Origin of the sequence: Psychrobacter sp. 219-2-C, assembly GCF_049560815.1 — a bacterium.
GTDB classification, from domain to species: domain Bacteria; phylum Pseudomonadota; class Gammaproteobacteria; order Pseudomonadales; family Moraxellaceae; genus Psychrobacter; species Psychrobacter faecalis.
The window spans coordinates 1,465,096-1,486,290 of record NZ_CP186933.1; the positions used below are offsets into that span (position 1 = coordinate 1,465,096).

Below are 21,195 nucleotides of genomic sequence, written 5' to 3' on the forward strand. Positions count from 1 at the left end.
GTAAATATCAATGAGCAACAATGGTCACGGCTACACCCTCGATAACTTGCTCATATAACTCCAAAATATCTTCATTGCGCATCCGTATACAGCCGTGCGAGAGCGGTACGCCCATTGGTTCGCTGTCTGGTGTGCCGTGAATATAAATATAACGCTGATAGGTATCGCAGCCGCCGTGAGCATTGCTGCCTTTATTCAGTCCCTCTTCAAGACCGCTCAGCCATAAAATACGGCTTAATATCCAATCGCGTTCAGGATGCAGTTTACCAAGCTCTGCACTATAGACCTCGCCTGTCGGTTTGCGTCCCACAAACACCGCGTTCATGGGTTCACTGCCGCCGATTTTTGCCGCGATAACGTGCTTACCAAGGGGTGTGCAGCCACTATCTTGCTGGCTGCCAATGCCGTTTTTAGCGGTCGATACCGTATATTGAGTCATTTGTTTATTGTGCTTATATAGCGTTAACGTTTGCTGAGCAATGTTAATAACCAGTCGCACATCAGATTTTTCGTTAAAATTTTCTTTAAATTCTTCATTATTTGTCATAAGGTTTTCCAGCGCTCATAAATCTACAGTAGTTATTATCGACTGCGTTGAGAATAAATGGCGAGCAAAATGTTTGCGTTTTTCTATTATTAAGGGATTGTATCAAGGCTTTTGGCACCGTAATATAGGGGCACACTTTTTGATGCTAGCAGATTATGACGACTATTTCACCGACACGTGTGTCGATGTATGATTTTCTCTATCAAGATACCAAGCCGATGGTGTCATTATTGGCAGACGCCGCTAAGCTGTCATTACCGCAAGCGCGTTTGGCGATGGATGCGAGTTTGCAAGCGATTATCAGCGCCTTACTTGCTTATCAGCAGCATAACGATGGCCAAGCAGTGAGTAAAAAACTGTTTACTCGTACCGCCGTCAAAGAACTACGCCGATATAATTCAATGAATTTTTCGACCATCAATGCGACTTTATATTATCGCCAAGAGGTGGCCGATGCGATTTTTCATGAGAATGCGCGCGTGATTAAAGCCAGCGATTACATTGCTGAGCAGATTGACGCAACGTCACCGCAAGTGCAAATACTACTCACCTCTTTATGCGTGATTGTCTTACGTGAACTGGCGATTTTAGCAGAATATAGCCAGCTTGATAATGAGGAGCTGGACAAATGGTTCGCCTTGCAGCCGCAGTTTTTATCCGTCGAGCGTTTTGTGGCCAATAAGCCAACGTCTGCCAAACTGGCTGAATCTAATGAAAATGAAGCAACAACCACTTCTACAGAAGCTGCTTTACAACCTGACTTAAAGACAGAAGTAAAAAATGCCACAGAACGCACTTTGTTAAGCACAGCGCAGCTCGCTGATACCCCGCCCGCTTTTGATCCTTATTGGCACGAGTTGACGACGTTTAAACCTGAAAACCATGAGCCTGTCCAAGACATGCAGCTAGCGACGGGCAATTATTTAAAGGTCATTGGGCGCTCACCTGCGAATGCCCAACAAGGTAAACACAATGACTTATTGGTGTTTGCCGAAATGTCAGCCATAAGCTTGCCACATCAACGTTGGCTGCTGCAATTGGCGAAAATCTCAGAAATATATTTGCAGCGCAACCGCCTAAGAATTACCTCCGAGCCTGCCAGCGCACCAAAACCACCTTTGGTAAGCTTAGGTCTAATTGGCGGCAATAACGACAATACGCCGACCACCACCAGTGAAAAGCCGATTGAATACGACGCGCCTATACCGCTCTGGAAAAATCCCGTTATCCTAATCATTATTGCGGTTATTGGCGTACTTGGCGGGCTAGCAGCGCTCAAATATCAAAGCCAAAAATCTGACGGTATCAAATTGGCCACAGAAGAAGTCATCGAGCAAGATCTTATCAAGGAGCGCCAACAGCAAGATGTGGCGATTGTTATGGTAGACGATGATGAAGATGGCGCTGAAGAACCAAAAGCGTCTCAATAAGAATAATTCATAGATAAATTTTGAAGTAGACGAAAATAGTTGAACAACCCTTAAAAAACCAAAAAAAAGGCGCTAACTTATTAGCGCCTTTTTTTATTCATACTTTATTTAGAACAATCTAAAAAAATATGCTTACTTCGATAAATCACGACCACGGCTGGCTTCAATCGCCAAACGTAGACCATTTAAACGGATGAAACCTTCGGCATCTTTTTGATCATAAGCACCGGCATCATCTTCGAAAGTGGCGATTTTTTCATCAAATAATGAATCGTCTGACTTACGGCCGACAACGCTTACCGCACCTTTGTATAATTTGACGCGTACGGTACCGTTGACATATTCTTGTGATTTGTCAATCAAGGCTTGTAGCATCATGCGCTCAGGGCTAAACCAATAGCCGTTATAGATAATTTTAGCGTAACGCGGCATCAGCTCATCTTTTAAATGCGCCGCTTCACGGTCAAGGGTTAATGATTCGATACCGCGGTGGGCTTTTAACATAATGGTACCGGCTGGGGTTTCATAGCAGCCGCGTGATTTCATACCGACATAACGGTTTTCGACGATATCCAAACGGCCAATACCGTGCTTACCGCCAATCTCATTCAGCTTAATCATTACCTCATAAGGCTTAAGCGCTTCGCCATCAATCGCAACGATATCACCTTGTTTGTATTCTAATTCTAAATATTGCGCTTCGTCAGGCGCTTCTTCTGGGCTAACTGACCAGCGCCACATATCCTCTTCAGCTTCGGCGTATGGGTCTTCTAAGATGCCGCCTTCATAAGAGATATGCAGTAAGTTGGCATCCATTGAGTACGGAGATTTCTTCTTATTGCCGGCATAATCGATGGCGATGTTGTGTTCTTCGGCATATTTCATCAAGCTTTCACGGCTTGATAAATCCCACTCACGCCACGGCGCAATGGTGACCACGTCAGGCGATAAAGCAACGGCGCCAAGCTCAAAACGTACTTGGTCATTACCTTTACCAGTCGCACCATGACTGATAGCATCAGCGTTATGCTCTTTAGCAATTTCAACCAAACGCTTGGCAATCAAAGGACGCGCGATAGAAGTCCCGAGCAGATACTCGCCTTCGTAAATGGCATTGGCGCGGAACATCGGGAACACATAATCGCGGGCAAACTCTTCACGTAAGTCTTCGATATGGATATGCTTGATACCCATCGCTTCAGCTTTGGCACGCGCCGGCTCAACTTCTTCACCTTGACCGATGTCAGCGGTGAACGTAATCACTTCTGCATCATAGGTTTCTTGTAGCCATCTGGCGATGATTGAGGTGTCAAGACCGCCGGAATAGGCCAAGACGATTTTATTAATATTTTTTGGATCAAGCTGAGCCATGAATAACTCCTAATATAAGAATTTATTATCGAATACATTTAATGAGAAATAAAAATGCGCAGGATAGGATGAAATAAATAAAAAATAGATTGCCTGCTCAGTGTACATCATATTTACGAGCGGCAAAAGTATCAGCGCCATTCGGTGCTAGGTTTTCACCGAAAATTAGCATGAATGCATACATAGGCGCTGGTTACTTATCAACGAAATCATAACGCTTTTATGTACAGATATTTCGCCGCATATTTAGTCAAGTAGGCAAATCTGTTATGATAGCAGCTCAGCTAGACTCCCTTTTACTGCCGTATAAAGATATAGAGCGCGAAGATACTATGACCGATTCGATTAGAGAATTAACCCTGCTGCAGCCAGATGATTGGCATATTCATTTGCGCGATGATAAAGCGTTGGCGACTACCGTTCCGCACGCCGCCCAGAGTTTTAACCGCGTCATCTGTATGCCAAACTTGGTACCGCCTGTTAAAAATATCGATGCGGCGCAAGCCTACCGTGAGCGCATCCTGCAGCATTTAGCAGCAAGCGATTTGAGTGCGGAGCGTAAAGCAGCTTTTGACCCACGCATGACCTTGTATCTCACCGATCAAACCACTGCTCAGGATATCGAAATGGCGGCAAAATCTGGTATCGTGCAAGCGGTCAAACTCTACCCTGCTGGCGCAACGACCAACTCTGCCGACGGTGTCACCGATATTAATGCCTGCGTCGATGTCTTTGAAGCGCTGGAAAAATACAATCTACCACTACTGCTCCATGGCGAAGTCACGCATGACCATGTCGATATTTTTGACCGTGAAAAGCGCTTTTTAGACGAAGTGTTGGCACAAATCATCGTCAAATTTCCGACGATGAAAATTGTGCTAGAGCATATAACCACCAGTGATGCCGCCGACTTTGTCTTAGAACAAGGCAATCAAATTGCTGCGACCATTACGCCGCAGCACTTAATGTTTAATCGCAATCATTTATTGGTTGGCGGTATCAAGCCGCACTTTTACTGCCTGCCTATTTTAAAACGTGAAAGCCATCAAAAAGTATTGTTGGATGTCGCTACCAGTGGCAATCCAAAATTCTTTTTAGGCACAGATTCGGCGCCGCATGCAACAAACGCAAAAGAATCGGCTTGCGGCTGTGCTGGCTGCTATAGTGCTGCTAATGCCTTACCGCTATACGCCACTGCTTTTGATAGTGTGGGTAAAATAGATAAGCTTGAAGGATTTGCCAGCCGCTTTGGCGCCCAGTTCTATGGTTTGCCAGTAAATGAGAGTACCATCACGTTGATAAACACGCCGATGCAAGTACCGACCAATTACCCTTATTTTGATGGCGCGTCGTTAACGCCCCTGTTAGCGGGCGAAACGTTACCTTGGTCTATTAAAGCTTAACAGCGACGATGTAAAATTGTCTGCCTGCCTTTATGCCATATCCTATGATAGGTATTTTTTATTTCATTCAATACCACAGCACGACTGATAAAAGCGATTTAACCTGATATGACCACTCAAAATGATGCCGACTTACCTAGAAACAATTTGGCTAATACGGAAAATGCCTGTCTTACTACTACCTCAAGCGCTACTGCCGATAGTAACGGCGCAACAGATGAACAAGCACCCATGCGCTTAAAAGAGCGTTTTCGTAAGTTTCTACCTGTTGTCGTCGATGTCGAAACCGCAGGTTTTAATGCGCAAACCGACGCCTTATTAGAGATTGCTTGTATTCCTGTGCTACTTGATGAGCAGGGTGTGTTTTATCCAGGTGAGGCATTTAACGCCCATATCGAGCCGTTTGAAGGCGCAAATCTTGAGCCAAGCGCCCTTGCCTTTACCGGTATTGATCCTAATAATCCACTGCGTAAAGCCATTGCTGAAGATGAAAAAACGGCGCTGCGCCGTATTTTTAAAGGCTTAAAAGAAGTACGCCGCGCTGAAGACTGCCGTCAATGCGTTTTGATTGGCCATAATGCCCATTTTGACTTAGCGTTTTTAAATGCGGCAGTGTTGCGTACCAACAGCAAAAACCATAATCCGTTTCACAACTTCTCAGTTTTCGATACCGTGACGCTGTCTGCGCTTGCATTCGGACAAACTGTACTCGCGCGTGCTTGTAAGGCTGCTGGGCTTGATTTTGATGGTAATGACGCGCATTCAGCGCTCTATGATACCCAAAAGACGGCTGAACTGTTTTGTCATATTTTAAATAGCTACCCGATGCTCGCGAACGCTATCCATAACGAGCAGAACAATACCGAGACAGCCGCTAACAGCACTGTCGATAGCAACGCTGACGACGCCAAGTAAAATAAAGCATACGCCCTTTGCATTGTTAAACTCAATGAATAGTGTTATCTATAGCTAATCACCTATTATGGATTAGGTGAGCTTAACAAAAAGGGACTTTGCTATGGAACCACAGGTTAAATTATGGGCAACCATTATCGGTTACATGCTACTGGCGTTAACCATTAGCGCTTGTACGTCGTTGTGGATTCGGCATCATTTAAAGCGAAAAGACCTACATCCACGGCGCGCGCTTAAAAAAAGATACTTAATTTCAAAAAGACGTCGAAAAAGGCTTGACAGCAAGCGCGGTCGCCATTAAAATACGCACCACTTCGGCATAAATGGTGAAAGCAGCTGAAGTGTTGTTACTAGTCCCCATCGTCTAGAGGCCTAGGACACCGCCCTTTCACGGCGGTAACGGGGGTTCGAATCCCCCTGGGGACGCCACTATTTGGCGTCACTTATTAGCAAGTTTGCTGTACGGCATCAATAAGACTGATAAGCGCACCAGCAAAACCCTGCTCATAGAAATTTGAGTGGGGTTTTTTTATGCCTATTTTTTTTCACGAATATCTATAGTGAGTGAAAATTAATATCGATACATCACGTACTGCTAATATCAATTTTTCTTGCTTGCTGTGCTTGCGCAGACAGAGGCTACAAAAAATTGATATCAGCAATACCGTAGCGTTTTTAGAATATTTTGACTATATCTGTCTTTCATCAATATTTATAAATACTCATAAATAAATCGAGCGTGATTTATATTATTTTCTCGCAGCAAAAAGCCAGCACTGAATGCTGGCTTTTTAAATATCTACGCGTTCATTATTTAGAACAATTTACCAAATCTTATCAGCTAACATCAACCAAAGCAGCGCCAATACGATTAAGCCCGCTAAGACGCTTTGAATTAAGAAAAACGCTTGATGCTGACCGACGACTTTACCTAAGGTCACCCCTAGCGTACTGTATTTTATCGGCTGGGTATCAAGCTCACCAGTCTTTTCTTGGTCTTCATAATAGCCTTGCAGAATATCTAAAAATTGCTGCCAGCCATTCACTTCCCAAGTATGGGGCTTAAATGGCATAAAAGATTTTAGCTTTGGCTCATTCATCATCCAACGCTCAAGGGTGATCGAGCGTAGCGACCATCCCGCAAAACGGCGCTCAGCAATTGCCGAAAAATCCAATATTTTTAAATCTTTATGTCGATCATCGACCAACAAGCGGTTTTTCAAATTGGTCAATGCTTGTTCTGACCCTTCTACACATTGAAAAAAGTAGCCATTGCCGTAGCAAAGGATACCGGTAATGTTATCGGCTTGATTACGCTCAATCGCGACCTCTGCGATGTCATTAAGCGTACTCGCACTTGCAAGACCAGTCGACGTAATGTGGCTCAGATATACAAGCTGGCAGAGATCTGGCGTTACTGGATTTGTCGAATCATTCACTGTTGACAATCAGCTTCTCCCTATTATCAGGTAAATGTAGCTAAGACAACCATACTCATTTTAGAAAAAATAGAGCAACAAGGCATTTAGAAGTAACAAATTGGCTTGTTATATTATTGATTTATAAATGTTTATATTAATTGTATTAAGTTGGTTACATCATAGGCTAATTTCGTCATCAAAGCAATATATGTTTATTTTAAATGACTACTTATTAATACTAAACGTTGCTTTAATAAGATTTATATTCAACATATAGCATAAATAAATGCTTTTTTATTCAACAGTCGGTCTAAAATCTTAGAAAAATAAAGATGAAAAATGGATGCTATGAGAAGAGTCATCTCAATTTAGAACTTGAGAATAGAAAATTTATAGTAAAATACTTAGCAGGGGAAAGAATGAGAAATGCAAATAGTGACGGTGGTGAAAATCTTTTAAGACAATTGGGACTGGGCGTTAAGAATCGCGGTAAGCAGGATGGCGTCGTCAGGATAGGTAAGTTTAATGTTCTGCCGATTGCCAACGACCAAACGAATTGGCAGCGCTAAGTACTCGAACGCGCTTGCTTCATCGGTGATAGCAAGGTCATGCTCTTCAACATACGCCAACACTTCCCGCAGCTTAGCTAAGCGAAAGACTTGCGGCGTTTGCGCTTGCCACATATTACTACGCTCAAGCGTACGTTCAACATAAGAATGCTGTTCACCTTTAGCGCTATTAATAGCTTCGGAGACAGCGCTAGCGTGCTTATAGGACGCTGTATAGGATTGTTTTAGGGTATCGGCAACTGGGGTCGCTAAGATAGCGCCATACGGCTCTTGCAGCGCGGCTTTAATCACTTTATCAATATCTTGTTGAGGCACCGCTGGACGCGCAGCATCATGGATAAGCAGCAAGTCTGAGTCATGCGCACCTGCCCTAATAAGCGCCTCTACCCCTGCTTGTACCGATTGCCAACGCTCTGCTCCACCGCTCGTATATTGAATAGGCAATGCAAAATCAAGCGTCTGCGCTGTATGATCATCTTTTGCAATCACCAATAAACACTGATCAATATAACGACTGCTCGCAAGCCGTGCCACGCTATGTTGTAACAAGGTCTGCCCTTGTAGCTTGGTATATTGTTTGGCGATTGATGCACCAAAACGACTACCGCGACCCGCAGCGACAATCATGGCATGTATATGTGGTGTGGTATTCATAAGGTGGTTTTGATTGATACTCATGGTCAGATTCCATGATGATATGACTGGATTGGATAAAAAGGAAGTTAAAAAAAATCGTACTTTAAATATAAGCAGAAAAAATTATAGGTAATCGTTTATTTTGGAGTAGATAGAATCAATAACGGCTATGGGTTGTCGGCGCTGTTGATACTTGTACAAAGGTTTCATTTGGCTTAATCAAGCCTAAATCTAAACGCGCGTGTTCCTCTACCGCTTCAAGGCCGGTTTTTAGATCATGAACGTCCGTACGCAGCAAGTTATTTGCCGCTACTTGATTGTCATTTAAACGCTGTTGTTCTTCAATCTGGGTCAATAATTTATGATGCTCAAATTGACCGTTTTCACCCAGCCAATACTGGTATTGCAGCCCTAACAGTACAGCGACCGCTAAAGCAAGTAAGATAAATTGGCTAAAGTATTTCATAAAGTATTAACGCCAAGTGATAAAGGGATAATAATTAAAATCGAAAATTAGATTAACTTATTAGGCGCTATATCATCTTGCGAATGACAATATAGCGCTTAGCTTTAAGCCTAACTTTTCAACTACTTAGCTGATTAGCCACGTAAACCGATAAACTCTTCACGGCCACGGTAGCTTGCACGTACTTGTTGCTCGATACGTAGTAGCTGATTGTATTTTGCAACACGGTCTGAGCGGCATAGTGAGCCGGTTTTAATTTGTCCCGCTGCTGTGCCAACTGCTAAGTCAGCAATGGTGCTGTCTTCCGTTTCACCTGAACGATGCGAGATAATCGTTGCATAGCCATTTTTCTTCGCCAGATAGATCGCATCCAGGGTTTCTGATAAGGTGCCGATTTGGTTAAACTTAATCAAAATCGCATTGGCAATGTGTTTATCAATGCCTTCTTGCAAAATAGCAGGGTTGGTCACGAACAAATCATCACCAACCAACTGAACTTTATCACCAATCTGTTCAGTTAAGTATTTCCAGCCATCCCAATCCGACTCATCAAGACCGTCTTCGATAGAGATGATAGGATATTGACGCGTCAAGCCTACGAGGTAATCTGAAAAACCTTGGCTATCAAAGGATTTATTACCCTCGCCTGCCAAGATATATTGACCATCTTTATAAAACTCACTGGCAGCACAGTCTAGAGCCAAATGGATATCATCGCCAGCTTTATAACCGACTTGCTCAATCGCTTGCATGATAACGGTGATGGCTTCTTCATTGCTACGCAAGTTTGGTGCAAAGCCGCCTTCATCGCCGACGGCAGTATTTAAACCCTGTGCTTTTAGGACAGATTTTAAGCTATGAAAAATCTCTGTACCCGCACGCAGCGCTTCTGAGAAGCTGGTGAAACCAACCGGCTCAATCATAAACTCTTGGATATCAACGGTATTGTCTGCGTGCTCGCCACCGTTCAAGATGTTCATCATCGGTACCGGCATGGTCAATGATGTCTGATTGCGCAAGTTTGCGATATATTGATGCAACGGTAGGCTTTGTGACTTAGCAGCTGCTTTTGCCGTTGCCAAAGACACCGCCAACATGGCATTAGCGCCAAGGTTGTCTTTATTTTCTGTACCATCGAGCGCAATCATAGCGTCATCAATCGCTTGCTGTTCAGTGACGTCTTTGTCCATAAGCGCGCTACGAATCTGGCTATTGACATTGGCAACGGCTTTTTTGACGCCTTTACCCATGTAGCGATCTTGATCGCCATCACGCAGCTCAAGCGCTTCACGTGAGCCAGTTGAGGCGCCACTTGGGGCAGCAGCACGGCCAATTGTGCCGTCAGCTAAGATGACATCAGCTTCAATCGTTGGGTTACCGCGCGAGTCTAAAATCTCACGAGCGCGAATGTCTATAATTGCGGCGAAGTTGGTGGTTTCTTCAGCGTACATAATGTCTGTTAATTCCTATGGTCATGCCAAGTTTGAGGGATAAATAACGGCAACTACAATACAAAAAAGGTAAAGCAAAATATCGTATAGCACTTATAGCAAAACCAACAATATCTATTCATATAATTGACTGGTTTCATGCCTTATTAAAGCTTCATCTAATACTTTAACTGTCAGCTATCGTGCTTGGCATCATAGCATAAATTTTGCCAAACTTCCCTTATCTTACCCCAACTTGCGCCCATAAAATGAAATATAGCCTGTAATATCAGCCATTAAAGAGGGGGTGCAATCCCTCTTAACAGCGACGATATGACAGGCGGTTTGGTATTTATGTTTTTGTTAAACGCTTACTGTCAGTCTGAGTATTAGAGACGGTGTTATTTAGCTCAACCTCGGTTTTGAAACGCGTCAGACGTAGCGCATTCATCAATACCGAAATAGAGCTCAGCGCCATTGCTGCAGCGGCAATCATAGGATTTAAAAAACCAAAAGCGGCAAGCGGAATACCTAGGCAATTATAGATAAAAGCAAAGAATAAATTTTGCTTGATATTGCGCACCGTTGCATTGGCAATTTTTTGCGCCGCATCAATATGCATGAGCGACTCACCCATCAAGCGTGCAGAGGCACTATGCTGGGCGACATCCGTACCCTCAAACATCGCAAAGCTGGCATCGGCGGTTGCCATTGCTGGCGCATCATTGACGCCGTCGCCCGCCATCGCCACTTTGTGACCAGCCGTCTGCAACAGGGCAATTTGGCTCGCCTTATCACGTGGGCTCATTTTACCGTACGCTTGCTCAATACCTAACTGCCCTGCCACATGGTCAACGACCGATTGCTTATCGCCACTCATCAAAATGACATTGATACCCGCATCTTGTAGCGCAGTAATTGCCTGCGGCGTGTCGTCTTTTAAATCGTCAGCTAACGCAAACGCGCCTAGCGGCTCATCGTTGATACTAATGGCGACAGTACTGGCAATTTGCCATACTTTTGGCATCAGTTTTGGCAGGGTTAGATTAGCAAACTCTGCCGTACCAACTTTTACCACACCTAAGCCTTCGATATTGGCCTGTATGCCCGCACCTTTGATGACACTGATATCAGTGACAGTCATCAATGGCAAGTTGCGCTCTTGAGCCGCGTTAATCAACGCCGTCGCTAAAGGATGGCTGGCGTGCGCCTCAACACTTGCAGCAATTTGCAGCACATCATCGACGGCAAGCGATTTATCCACCATGACCTGATCGACGATGGTTGGCTTACCGATAGTTAATGTGCCCGTTTTATCGAGTACCACGGTATCAATATTACCTGCCGCCTCTAAGCTTTGCGCGTCTTTGAACCAAACGCCATGACGGGCGGCGACACCCATACCGGCCATAATAGCCGCTGGCGTTGCCAACCCAAGCGCACATGGGCAAGCAATGACCAACACCGACACCGCATGCATTAAGGCAGTATCAACCATACCCGTTAGCCACCACGTCAGCCCAAAAGTAACCAAGGCAATCGTTACTACCACAGGGACAAAAATAGCCGTTACTCTATCAGCAAGGCGCGCTAAATTGGCCTTTGAGCCTTGTGCATCGCTGAGCGCTTGTACCATATCACCGAGCTTGGTATCGCTGCCTTTCGCACTGACGCGATAGAGTAAGCTGCCATTTTCGACCAACGCCCCTGCTAGCAGTACATCACCTGCTTCTTTTTTAAGCGGTACGGACTCGCCGGTTAAATGACTCTCAACGCACCAGCCAGCACCGCTGATAACGACACCATCGGTTGCCACACGGCTGCCTTGTTTGGCACGCAGGATATCGCCTACTTGCACCGCTTGTAGCGCGACATTATGAAAATCACCATTTGGCTGTTGCTGCTCAACCTCATCAGGTGTTAGGGATAATAATAAATCAATACTGTTTAAGCTGTGCTTTTTGGTGCGCTCCTCTAAATACTTACCCGTACGCACAAAGGCAATAACCATTACCCCTGCTTCAAAATAAACAGCTGGTCCGTGTCCGCCTGCATGCCCGCTTTGTAATAAGCTGCTTAACGTGCCATCGCCATGGGTCAGCCATAAATAAGTAGAATACGCCCAAATGGTTACCGTACCAATGACCACCAATACGTCCATATTGGCAAGACCACCTTTGATAGACGCCCACGCACTTTTGTAAAAGGGCAATGCCAGCCCAAATTGGACAATAGTCGCTAAGATAAACTGAATCCAAACCGGTGGCATCCACGCCATACCCTGTCCAACCAGCATGCCTGCCATACCCACTAAAAACGGTAGCAAACAAACCCATAGGGCAATCAAGCGCCACGGATACTCAGTTGCGGTATCCTCATCTGTTTGTGCAAACAAACTATCGGCCGCCTGCAAATTGGCCACAAAACCAGTTTTATTCACCCACTCTGTTACCTGCTCAGGTGTGGTTTGCGTTGGATCATAATCGACGTTGGCCGTCTCGCCAGCGAAGTTGACATTGACCTCATAAACCGCTGGCTTCTTATTAAGAACCTTCTCGATGCGAGACGCACAAGCCTGACATGTCATCCCCTCAATCGCCAGTTGCAGGTGCGCACGCTTGGGCGCAAGCGGCGTATTTGACTGGATATCAGTCTCAACTTCATAGGGGTCATTGTTAGCGGTACGGGTAGCGTCATTCATAGAGAGAACTCGTTATTGCGTTAAAGCGCGTGATAGCGTTTAGATATTTAGTCATTTGTTTGCGCGAAAAAAAAACTCAATAGCTTGATAAAGGTGTTAGACGAAAGCGTATTTGAAGCGCCCTTTTCTAAACCTACTGATGATAAATATTAAATGGTTATGATTGGCGGTAATTCAACTTTTTCTATGGTTGCAACTCATCAAGAGCTATTGGCGTATAAATAAAAAGACGTTAGTTATTGCTGCCTCATTATTTTTTAGCCATTAAAAAAACCAGCCATCAGAGCCGGTTCTTTTACAAATACAAATAATCTTAAGAGTTTGCAACGGTAGCATCGAAACCTGCATCGTCGATAGCAGTAGCTATCTCCTCGATAGTGGTCTTAGTGTCATCAAAGGTCACGGTCGCTAAATTATCAGCCAAATCAACAGAGATTGTCTCTACGCCGTCTATGCCGTCAGTTGCTTTATGTACGCTTGCCACACAACCACCACAAGTCATGCCATCGATATTAATAATTCTAGTTTGGTTTGCCATGAGAGGCTCCTTATTCTTATAACGGATTTTTTATTAGTGAATTTTTTATAATGTGCAAAAACTGTTTTGATAATGCTCTTTATGCGCTTAATTACCAATACAGCATGCAACTAGCATAAGCCGTATTACTGTTAACAACAAGTCCGTTTGGTTGTAAGTTTATTAAAGCGTTGTTGCTTCAAATATTTTTATAAAAACGAAATTTGTATAAACATGGCTTATGAAACTATCAAGCGTTAAAAATACCGCAGTAAATAGTCACTCACTAAACGTTAATCATGATAACGCGGGTTTTGCGGGGCATCGATAGGAAACGGTTGAGTCACGTAATCGACCATGCTAATTGCTGCAACAAACGCATGCACCGTCGTTTTGGTATCATCATAATGGATAAATGCCATTCTGTTTTCAGGCTGTAGCTCAATCTCTGTGACACCGGTAATGTTTTTTAGCGCCGTCATTACGCTCTCAAACCCTTCGGTATCATCGATATTCTCGATACTGACTTGTGCAACTTTAATCGCCATGATCTTATCCCCTCGTCGTTTATAGCATTAATGCGTATCCAATACCTCAAAGCCTTTGACCAACTCATCAATCTGCTTAAGCTGACGCAAAAACGGCTCTAATTGACTGGTTCGCAACGCACACGGGCCATCGCATTTCGCCACTTCTGGGTTTGGATGCGCCTCTAAAAACAAACCTGCCAAACCTGTCGCCATACCTGCACGAGCAAGGGTGGTGATTTGCTCACGGCGACCACCAGCACTGTCACTACGCGCGCCCGGCTGCTGCAAACTGTGCGTCACATCAAAAAACACGGGGATATTCATCTGCTTCATGGTATCAAAACCCAGCATATCGACGACCAAATTGTTATAGCCAAAGGCACTGCCGCGCTCACACAAAATCAGCTTATCGTTACCGCCCTCAAGGCATTTATTGACAATATGGCGCATCTCGTGCGGTGCTAAGAACTGCGCCTTTTTGATATTAATAATCGCATCGGTTTTTGCCATCGCGTGCACCAAGTCAGTCTGACGCGATAAAAACGCTGGTAGCTGGATAATGTCGGCAACTTCAGCGACCGGCGCTGCTTGATAAGGTTCATGGACGTCAGTGATAATCGGTACTTGGAATTTTTCTTTAATTTGCCCTAGCCAATCGATACCCTGCTCTAGACCCGGCCCGCGATATGAATGTAAGCTTGAACGGTTGGCTTTATCAAAGCTGGCTTTAAAGACATAGCCAATGCCCAAACGCTGACAGATATCCACATACTGCTCGGCAATCTCAAACGCCAATTCTTTGGACTCTAAAACATTCATACCACCGAATAAGACAAACGGCTGGCCGTTACCGATATTAATCGTCTTGCCACTTGGCGTATCGAGCTTGATATGTGATTGTGCGGTTAATAAATGTTCCATGAAGTGCTGACCCTCATTATTGTTATTTACTGTCGTTATCAACAGCGTTTATTCATCTGACTTTTCCTATTGTAACCGATAGCTCAATGAAAAAAAGTATCCAAGCGTAATTGATAATTTTAACTGCCTGATATAAAAGCTGTACCTATAAAAAATGTCATTAGAAAAGTCTGAATTAAAGCCAAAAAAAAGACCCATCCGAAGATCAGTCTTTTTTATAGTTATTAAGCTGCTGTGCGATAACGACTATTTATTATCACTATAGTTTCTTGCTGCTTTAACAAAGCTGTTAAACAGTGGATGACCACCGCGTGGCGAGCTAGTAAATTCAGGATGAAACTGTACGGCGACAAACCAAGGATGGTTAGGAATCTCAACCGATTCAACCAAATGCTGCTTAGCAGAATAACCCGATATCGTCATACCTGCTTGCTCTAATGGCTCGATATAGCGATTATTCATCTCATAACGATGGCGATGACGCTCAGTGATATTGGTTGAACCGTAAATTTGCGCAAGCTTACTACCAGCAACCAGTTCCGCTTGCTGCGCACCTAAACGCATGGTGCCACCAAGGTCTGAATCATCGCTACGAATCTGCAATTCGCCGCGCTCATCCAACCACTCAGTAATCAAACCAATAATAGGCTCGGCCGCGGTACGATGGAACTCAGAGGAATTGGCATCGATATGTAGCACATTACGAGCATATTCAATCACTGCCAGCTGCATACCAAGGCAGATACCAAGATACGGTACGTTGTTTTCGCGTGCATAGGTAATGGCTTTCATTTTGCCATTGGTACCGCGCTCACCAAAACCGCCTGGTACTAAAATAGCATCGGCATCGTTTAGACGAGCAAATAAAGCATCATCGGTTTCTAACAGCTCAGCGTCAATATAGTCGATTTTGACGTCGGCTTTATGAGTGATACCAGCGTGTAGCAAAGCTTCGTTAATAGACTTATAAGCATCTGGCAATTCAACATACTTACCTACCATCGCAACCGTCACTGCCGCTTCAGGGTTGAGCTGAGCTTCGACGACTTTATCCCAATCGCTTAAATCCGCTTCTGGTACATCAAGACCAAAGCGCTCACAGATTAAATCATCAAGATCTTGCTCATGCAGGGTGCGCGGTATTTGATAAATACTTTGCGCATCTTCACACATGATAACCGCACGCTCTTCGACGTTGGTAAATAGTGCAATCTTGCGGCGATTGTCTGGTGAAATATGGTGGTCAGAGCGACAGATTAAGATATCTGGCTGCAGACCGATAGAACGTAGCTCTTTTACTGAATGCTGAGTAGGCTTGGTTTTGGTTTCGCCCGCGCTGGCAATATAAGGCACCAGCGTTAAATGCATCAGCATGGCACGATTGCGTCCAAGCTCTACTTGCATTTGGCGTACCGCTTCCATAAAAGGAAGTGACTCGATATCACCAACTGTACCGCCAATTTCGATAATGGCGATGTCGTAGCCTTGGCCACTGGCAAGGATTTTACTTTTGATTTCATCAGTGATATGCGGAATCACCTGTACCGTACCGCCCAAATATTCACCGCGGCGCTCTTTATTCAAAACGTTCTGATAGATACGGCCACTGGTAAAGTTATTGCTCTTACTCATCTTTGAATGGCGTAAAAAGCGCTCATAGTAGCCTAAATCCAAATCGGTCTCAGCGCCGTCTTCGGTGACGAACACTTCGCCATGTTGAAATGGGCTCATCGTACCTGGATCGACGTTGATATACGGATCCATTTTAGTCATCGTCACGCTCACGCCACGTGCTTCAAGCACTGCGGCAAGAGAGGCTGCGGTAATACCTTTTCCTAGTGAGGACACTACCCCACCGGTCACAAATATAAACTTGGTCATAGTACTCTGTCGGTAATTGGTAAAGAAGGATTTTACTAAAAATACGCCACAAAATATAGGGCAAAAGCACAAACTCTTTAAAACACTCCGTTTTAGCGCTTCGCCCGCATCCGTGCATATTTATCATAAGCATGACTATTATACGCCACTGCCGCTTTAAAAAGGGCATAACAAAAAAACTCACCCCGAAGGATGAGTTTTCTATAATCAGATTCTAATGTTTAGATTAGAATTTGTATTCTAGACCAGTACCTACTACGAATACTTCCGCATCGCCATAAGGGCCATAAGTTACGTTATCACCGTCGATATTCACAGATCTAACATTGTCAGCGTTGTTCACACCAGCGTAAGCATGCATGATCATGTTGTCTTTAAAGAAGTATTTACCACCAACTACGATCTGGTCTGAATCAGCATTATCCCAACCGTTTAAATTGTCAGTTTTGTTGTACTGTGCATAGATAGAAGCTGGACGAGCAAAGTTAGTTAAAGGCATTGCCGCACTAACGATTAGACCTTTTTCTTTCTTAGTATCACGATCGTAATCATAATCAGCTACTTGATATAGCGCACCTAAAGTAACAGGAGCTGCCATGAATTTACCTAGATCCACAGTTGCGGTACCACGAATGATATCACCAACGATGTTGGTATCTTTATCATAAGCAACACCAGCGGTGAAGCCTGTGCCTTGATCAAACATAGCTGCAACGCCAAAGCCAGAATTATCATTGTTATTCTGATCATCAGAGTTGTACATTGCAGAGATTTCTAATGGTAGACCATCGTATTTTGGTGCAGTCCAAATGATTGAACTATTAACACGTCTGCTATCAGCCATATTTAACGCTTCAACAACGTTATTTTCAAATTTATTATTACCTAAGTTATCCCAGTAGCCGCTGTCAGCAGTGATAACGTTGTTAATTCTGTCTAACGTAGATTGGTTTTTACCAACACGGAATTCACCAAACTGTTTGTTGACAACACCAAGATAGGTGTCACGGTTAGTGAAACCATCTTTATCACCATCAACGCTTGTGCCGTACTCTAACTGATAGATAACATCAGTATTAGCAGTCATGGCTTCAGAGCCTTTGATACCAATACGTGAAGCATGAGAGTTGATTTCTATGGTATCTTCATCATAGTTATTGGCGTCAAACTCAGCATTAACATAATCAGCAGCTAAAAAAGCTTTACCATATAGAGTTGGTGCGGCATTAGCTGCAGATACAGATAGGGCAGCGATTGCTGTAGCTAAAAGTAGTTTTTTCATGGGGTATCTCCACTTTACAATTTTAGTAATGAGCGAGCTATTATTAGCCGGTGCCCAATATGGTATCGTCACAAATCCTCAAAGATATAATGTGTAACTGGCTACCGAGATTAGTCAGAAACAAGTGTGGCGAAGTGCTATTACCGTAAGATGAAAAAAACCATGACTTACATAACTGGGATTAGAATCGTAACTGCCATGTAAATACTGGTCTTTATCGCTCTGTTGTGTAACATCCGTTACCAAACTCATACTTCGATTACAAGCATAACAACTTTGACATAATTTGCAACATATTTTTTGAGACTTTTATGACGAAAAATCCTTAAACCCATGCTTAACCTAAGGTTTAACGATTATTTAGATAAAAACAAAAAAAACACCCCTACTCGTCATTGGCAAATAGGGGTAACTTTTATAAATAAAGTAGAAATACATTGCTTTAAATATGCTTGAGTAATACTAAGTATTGAAGGACTACTTAACCATGGATAAGTAGCCCTTTAATGGCTTTTACAAATAAGGAATTAACAATGCGTATTGGCTTTTAAGTCTAAACGCGCTTGATGCAATAATGGCTCAGTGTAACCACTTGGCTGCTCACGACCTTTAAAGACCAAATCGCAGGCAGCTTTAAAGGCGTAAGAATTATCGAAGTTATTGGCCATTGGCTGATAGCCATTATCGCCCGCATTTTGCTCATCGACGACTTTTGCCATGCGCTTCATGGTATCCATGACTTGTTCTTCGCTTACCACGCCGTGATGTAACCAGTTGGCGATATGCTGACTTGAGATACGCAAGGTTGCACGGTCTTCCATTAGACCTACATCATTGATATCTGGCACTTTAGAGCAGCCAACACCTTGGTTTACCCAGCGTACAACATAACCTAGGATACCCTGAGCGTTATTATCAAGCTCTTGCTGCTTCTCTTCTTCTGTCCAGTTGCTATCTTTAGCCAATGGAATGGTCAAGATATCATCTAAGCTGGCACGCTCACGGGATTTTAAGCTGTCTTGCACGTCGGCAACATTGACCTCATGGTAATGCATGCTGTGCAAAGTAGCGCCCGTTGGTGATGGTACCCAAGCTGTGCTAGCGCCTGCTTGTGGATGGGTGATTTTGCTTTCCATCATCTCTTTCATCTCGTCAGGCTTCGCCCACATGCCTTTACCAATTTGAGCGTGGCCTTGCAGGCCAGTTTCTAAACCGATATCGACGTTCCACTGCTCATAAGCTGGCTGCCATGCTTGCGATTTCATATCGCCTTTACGGACAAAGGGTCCGGCGTTCATACTGGTGTGCATCTCATCACCCGTACGGTCTAAGAAGCCCGTATTGATAAAGATAACGCGCTCTTTTGCTTGGCGAATAGCTTCTTTGAGGTTAACCGTCATACGGCGCTCTTCATCCATCACACCAATTTTAATAGTATTACGCTCTAAGCCTAACAAATCTTCGGCGGCGTTAAACAAATCGTTCGCCATTTTGACTTCTTCAGGGCTGTGCATTTTTGGCTTAACGATATACATCGAGCCCTTGCGCGAGTTTGATAGCTCGTTTTTACCTTTTAAATCATTTAAAGACAATAGCGGAGTAATCAAACCATCCATTAAGCCTTCAAAAATCTCTTCTTGACCGTTACCCAAATCAACCAAGATAGCCGGGTTTTGCATTAAGTGACCAACGTTACGAATCAATAGTAGCGAGCGACCTGGTAAGATAAGTGCGCCGCCATCTGGCGTGGTGTATTCGCGGTCTGGGTTTTGTTTACGCGTACGAGTTTTGCCGCCTTTTTCAAAGGTTTCTTGCAAGTCGCCATTCATCAAACCAAACCAGTTACGATACACTTCTACTTTTTCTTCGGCATCAACGGCAGCGATTGAGTCTTCGCAATCTTGAATGGCCGTGATAGCAGATTCAAGTAATACGTCTTTAATGTTAGCTGGGTCGTCTTTACCCACTGGATGGCTGCCATCGATTTGGATTTCAGCATGTAGGTTGTTGTTTTTTAACAAAATACCAGTAGGCTGCTCTGCCTCACCGACAAATCCAACAAATTTCGCAGCGTCTTTTAGCTCAGTGCTGCTGTCACCTTGTACAACTTCAAGCTTACCATCGACAACTTTAAAGCCAGTAGCATCAGTGTATGAGCCTGATGCTAATGCAAAGTTCTCATCTAAGAATTTTTTGGCATAGGCGACGACAGCGGCGCCGCGCGTTGGGTTATAGCCACCTTTGGCTTCTTGTCCGTTTTCATCGCTGATGACATCTGTGCCGTACAAGGCGTCGTACAAGCTACCCCAACGCGCGTTGGTTGCGTTCAATGCATAGCGGGCGTTACGGACTGGTACCACCAACTGCGGGCCTGCGATATGGGCAATCTCGTCATCGACGTTTTGGGTGCTGACTTTGAAATCATCACCTTCTGGTAATAAGTAGCCGATTTCTTGCAAAAACGCTTTATAAGCTGGGTAATCAATATCGCCATTTTTGGCAGGATTGTCGAGATGCCACTGGTCAATTTGCTTCTGAATTTTGGCACGGGTCGCGAGTAGCGCTTTATTACGTGGCGTAAATTCTTTAATAACCTTTTCAAAACCTGACCAATAGCTGTCTGAATCAACACCGACTTTCGGCAGCACTTCGTTTTCAATAAAATCGAACATCTGCTTATCGATGGCAAGAATGCCCTTTTGAATACGATTGGCGTTAGAAGACTGGCTCATATTGTTATCCTTATCTGTTCGTGAAGTGTGTTAATCCCGGATTGCTATTATCTATATTGCTACTACTTAGTGCAGTGCAAAGCCAATGCTAGGGCGCTAAGCGTTACTTTTTGCGCTGGCATGGATAGTTGATATAATACCGATTGGCTAGCTATTAACTGATAATAATAGTAAGACAAGATATTCTAAAAGCAAAATCTCATCCTACTATCAAATAATGAAATAAACAAGGAAAGACCATTCACTAAGTAAATACTTAGGCTGTCTATAAATGATACCCTATAACCTATATGGCCTTAGGTGCGGTAAATAGTCTGCTTAAGCGCTAGAATTGAAATGATGTATAAACCGTAAGTAATCATTACTACATCAAATTATGCTTAATAGTTATCTGTTAAGCCAAAGCATTTGAAAGTATCAAGCTTGCCTGATTATCTATCATG

General features: G+C 43.8%; 16 protein-coding genes and 1 tRNA gene. 4 read left to right on the plus strand and 13 right to left on the minus strand.

The features are described from left to right. Positions 1 to 7 precede the first annotated feature (7 nt). Positions 8 to 547: a L,D-transpeptidase gene (locus ACPEGP_RS05855; RefSeq protein ID WP_193032164.1), complete on the minus strand. Its 540-nt coding sequence runs from the start codon at positions 545 to 547 to the stop codon at positions 8 to 10. Positions 548 to 702: 155 nt separating this feature from the next. Here ACPEGP_RS05855 and ACPEGP_RS05860 point away from each other — a divergent pair, with 155 nt between their 5' ends. Then, positions 703 to 1,977, plus strand: coding sequence for a hypothetical protein (locus ACPEGP_RS05860; protein WP_423814217.1), 1,275 nt, complete (start codon positions 703 to 705; stop codon positions 1,975 to 1,977). A 132-nt stretch (positions 1,978 to 2,109) separates the two neighbouring features. On the opposite strand, the gene ACPEGP_RS05865 is transcribed toward ACPEGP_RS05860, so the two are convergent. Continuing rightward, on the minus strand, positions 2,110 to 3,348 hold the full coding sequence (locus ACPEGP_RS05865) for an argininosuccinate synthase (protein WP_191692334.1): 1,239 nt from the start codon (positions 3,346 to 3,348) through the stop codon (positions 2,110 to 2,112). A gap of 332 nt (positions 3,349 to 3,680) precedes the next feature. On the opposite strand from ACPEGP_RS05865, the gene pyrC reads away from it, so the two are divergent. The 3 genes from pyrC (at position 3,681) to ACPEGP_RS05880 (ending at position 6,095) form a co-directional block, all read left to right on the plus strand. Further along, positions 3,681 to 4,751, plus strand: a complete 1,071-nt coding sequence (gene pyrC, locus ACPEGP_RS05870) for a dihydroorotase (protein WP_423814218.1) — start codon at positions 3,681 to 3,683, stop codon at positions 4,749 to 4,751. A gap of 231 nt (positions 4,752 to 4,982) precedes the next feature. After that, positions 4,983 to 5,666 carry a ribonuclease T gene (gene rnt / locus ACPEGP_RS05875; protein WP_228706582.1) on the plus strand — a complete coding sequence of 228 codons (684 nt, stop codon included), beginning with the start codon at positions 4,983 to 4,985 and terminating at the stop codon, positions 5,664 to 5,666. Between the two features lie 353 nt (positions 5,667 to 6,019). Continuing rightward, positions 6,020 to 6,095 (plus strand) — tRNA-Glu (locus tag ACPEGP_RS05880). A gap of 395 nt (positions 6,096 to 6,490) precedes the next feature. On the opposite strand, the gene ACPEGP_RS05885 is transcribed toward ACPEGP_RS05880, so the two are convergent. From ACPEGP_RS05885 to ACPEGP_RS05935, 11 genes are all read right to left on the minus strand, one after another. Then, positions 6,491 to 7,105, minus strand: coding sequence for a BLUF domain-containing protein (locus tag ACPEGP_RS05885; protein ID WP_227671156.1), 615 nt, complete (start codon positions 7,103 to 7,105; stop codon positions 6,491 to 6,493). Positions 7,106 to 7,542: 437 nt separating this feature from the next. Continuing rightward, complete coding sequence (ispD, locus tag ACPEGP_RS05890; protein WP_423812883.1) at positions 7,543 to 8,334, minus strand: 2-C-methyl-D-erythritol 4-phosphate cytidylyltransferase; 792 nt, start codon at positions 8,332 to 8,334, stop codon at positions 7,543 to 7,545. A 115-nt stretch (positions 8,335 to 8,449) separates the two neighbouring features. Beyond that, positions 8,450 to 8,758, minus strand: a complete 309-nt coding sequence (locus ACPEGP_RS05895) for an FtsB family cell division protein (protein ID WP_068407112.1) — start codon at positions 8,756 to 8,758, stop codon at positions 8,450 to 8,452. A gap of 134 nt (positions 8,759 to 8,892) precedes the next feature. Beyond that, the gene (gene eno / locus ACPEGP_RS05900) at positions 8,893 to 10,209 is read right to left on the minus strand and encodes a phosphopyruvate hydratase (protein ID WP_102077674.1); all 1,317 of its coding nucleotides are present in this window, start codon (positions 10,207 to 10,209) and stop codon (positions 8,893 to 8,895) included. Positions 10,210 to 10,540: 331 nt separating this feature from the next. Further along, positions 10,541 to 12,889, minus strand: coding sequence for a heavy metal translocating P-type ATPase (locus tag ACPEGP_RS05905; RefSeq protein ID WP_423812884.1), 2,349 nt, complete (start codon positions 12,887 to 12,889; stop codon positions 10,541 to 10,543). A 313-nt stretch (positions 12,890 to 13,202) separates the two neighbouring features. Continuing rightward, positions 13,203 to 13,427 (minus strand): heavy-metal-associated domain-containing protein, encoded by a 225-nt coding sequence (locus tag ACPEGP_RS05910; RefSeq protein WP_068407122.1) that lies wholly within the window; start codon positions 13,425 to 13,427, stop codon positions 13,203 to 13,205. Positions 13,428 to 13,699: 272 nt separating this feature from the next. Continuing rightward, entirely contained in the window at positions 13,700 to 13,954 is a 255-nt protein-coding gene (locus tag ACPEGP_RS05915) for a hypothetical protein (RefSeq protein WP_068407125.1), read from the minus strand. 27 nt (positions 13,955 to 13,981) lie between these two features. Next, positions 13,982 to 14,857: a 3-deoxy-8-phosphooctulonate synthase gene (gene kdsA / locus ACPEGP_RS05920; protein WP_423812885.1), complete on the minus strand. Its 876-nt coding sequence runs from the start codon at positions 14,855 to 14,857 to the stop codon at positions 13,982 to 13,984. A 246-nt stretch (positions 14,858 to 15,103) separates the two neighbouring features. Continuing rightward, on the minus strand, positions 15,104 to 16,738 hold the full coding sequence (locus ACPEGP_RS05925; protein WP_423812886.1) for a CTP synthase: 1,635 nt from the start codon (positions 16,736 to 16,738) through the stop codon (positions 15,104 to 15,106). A gap of 226 nt (positions 16,739 to 16,964) precedes the next feature. Then, on the minus strand, positions 16,965 to 18,020 hold the full coding sequence (locus ACPEGP_RS05930) for a porin (protein ID WP_423812887.1): 1,056 nt from the start codon (positions 18,018 to 18,020) through the stop codon (positions 16,965 to 16,967). A gap of 527 nt (positions 18,021 to 18,547) precedes the next feature. Next, positions 18,548 to 20,752 (minus strand): malate synthase G, encoded by a 2,205-nt coding sequence (locus ACPEGP_RS05935; RefSeq protein ID WP_423812888.1) that lies wholly within the window; start codon positions 20,750 to 20,752, stop codon positions 18,548 to 18,550. Between the last annotated feature and the right edge of the window lie 443 nt (positions 20,753 to 21,195).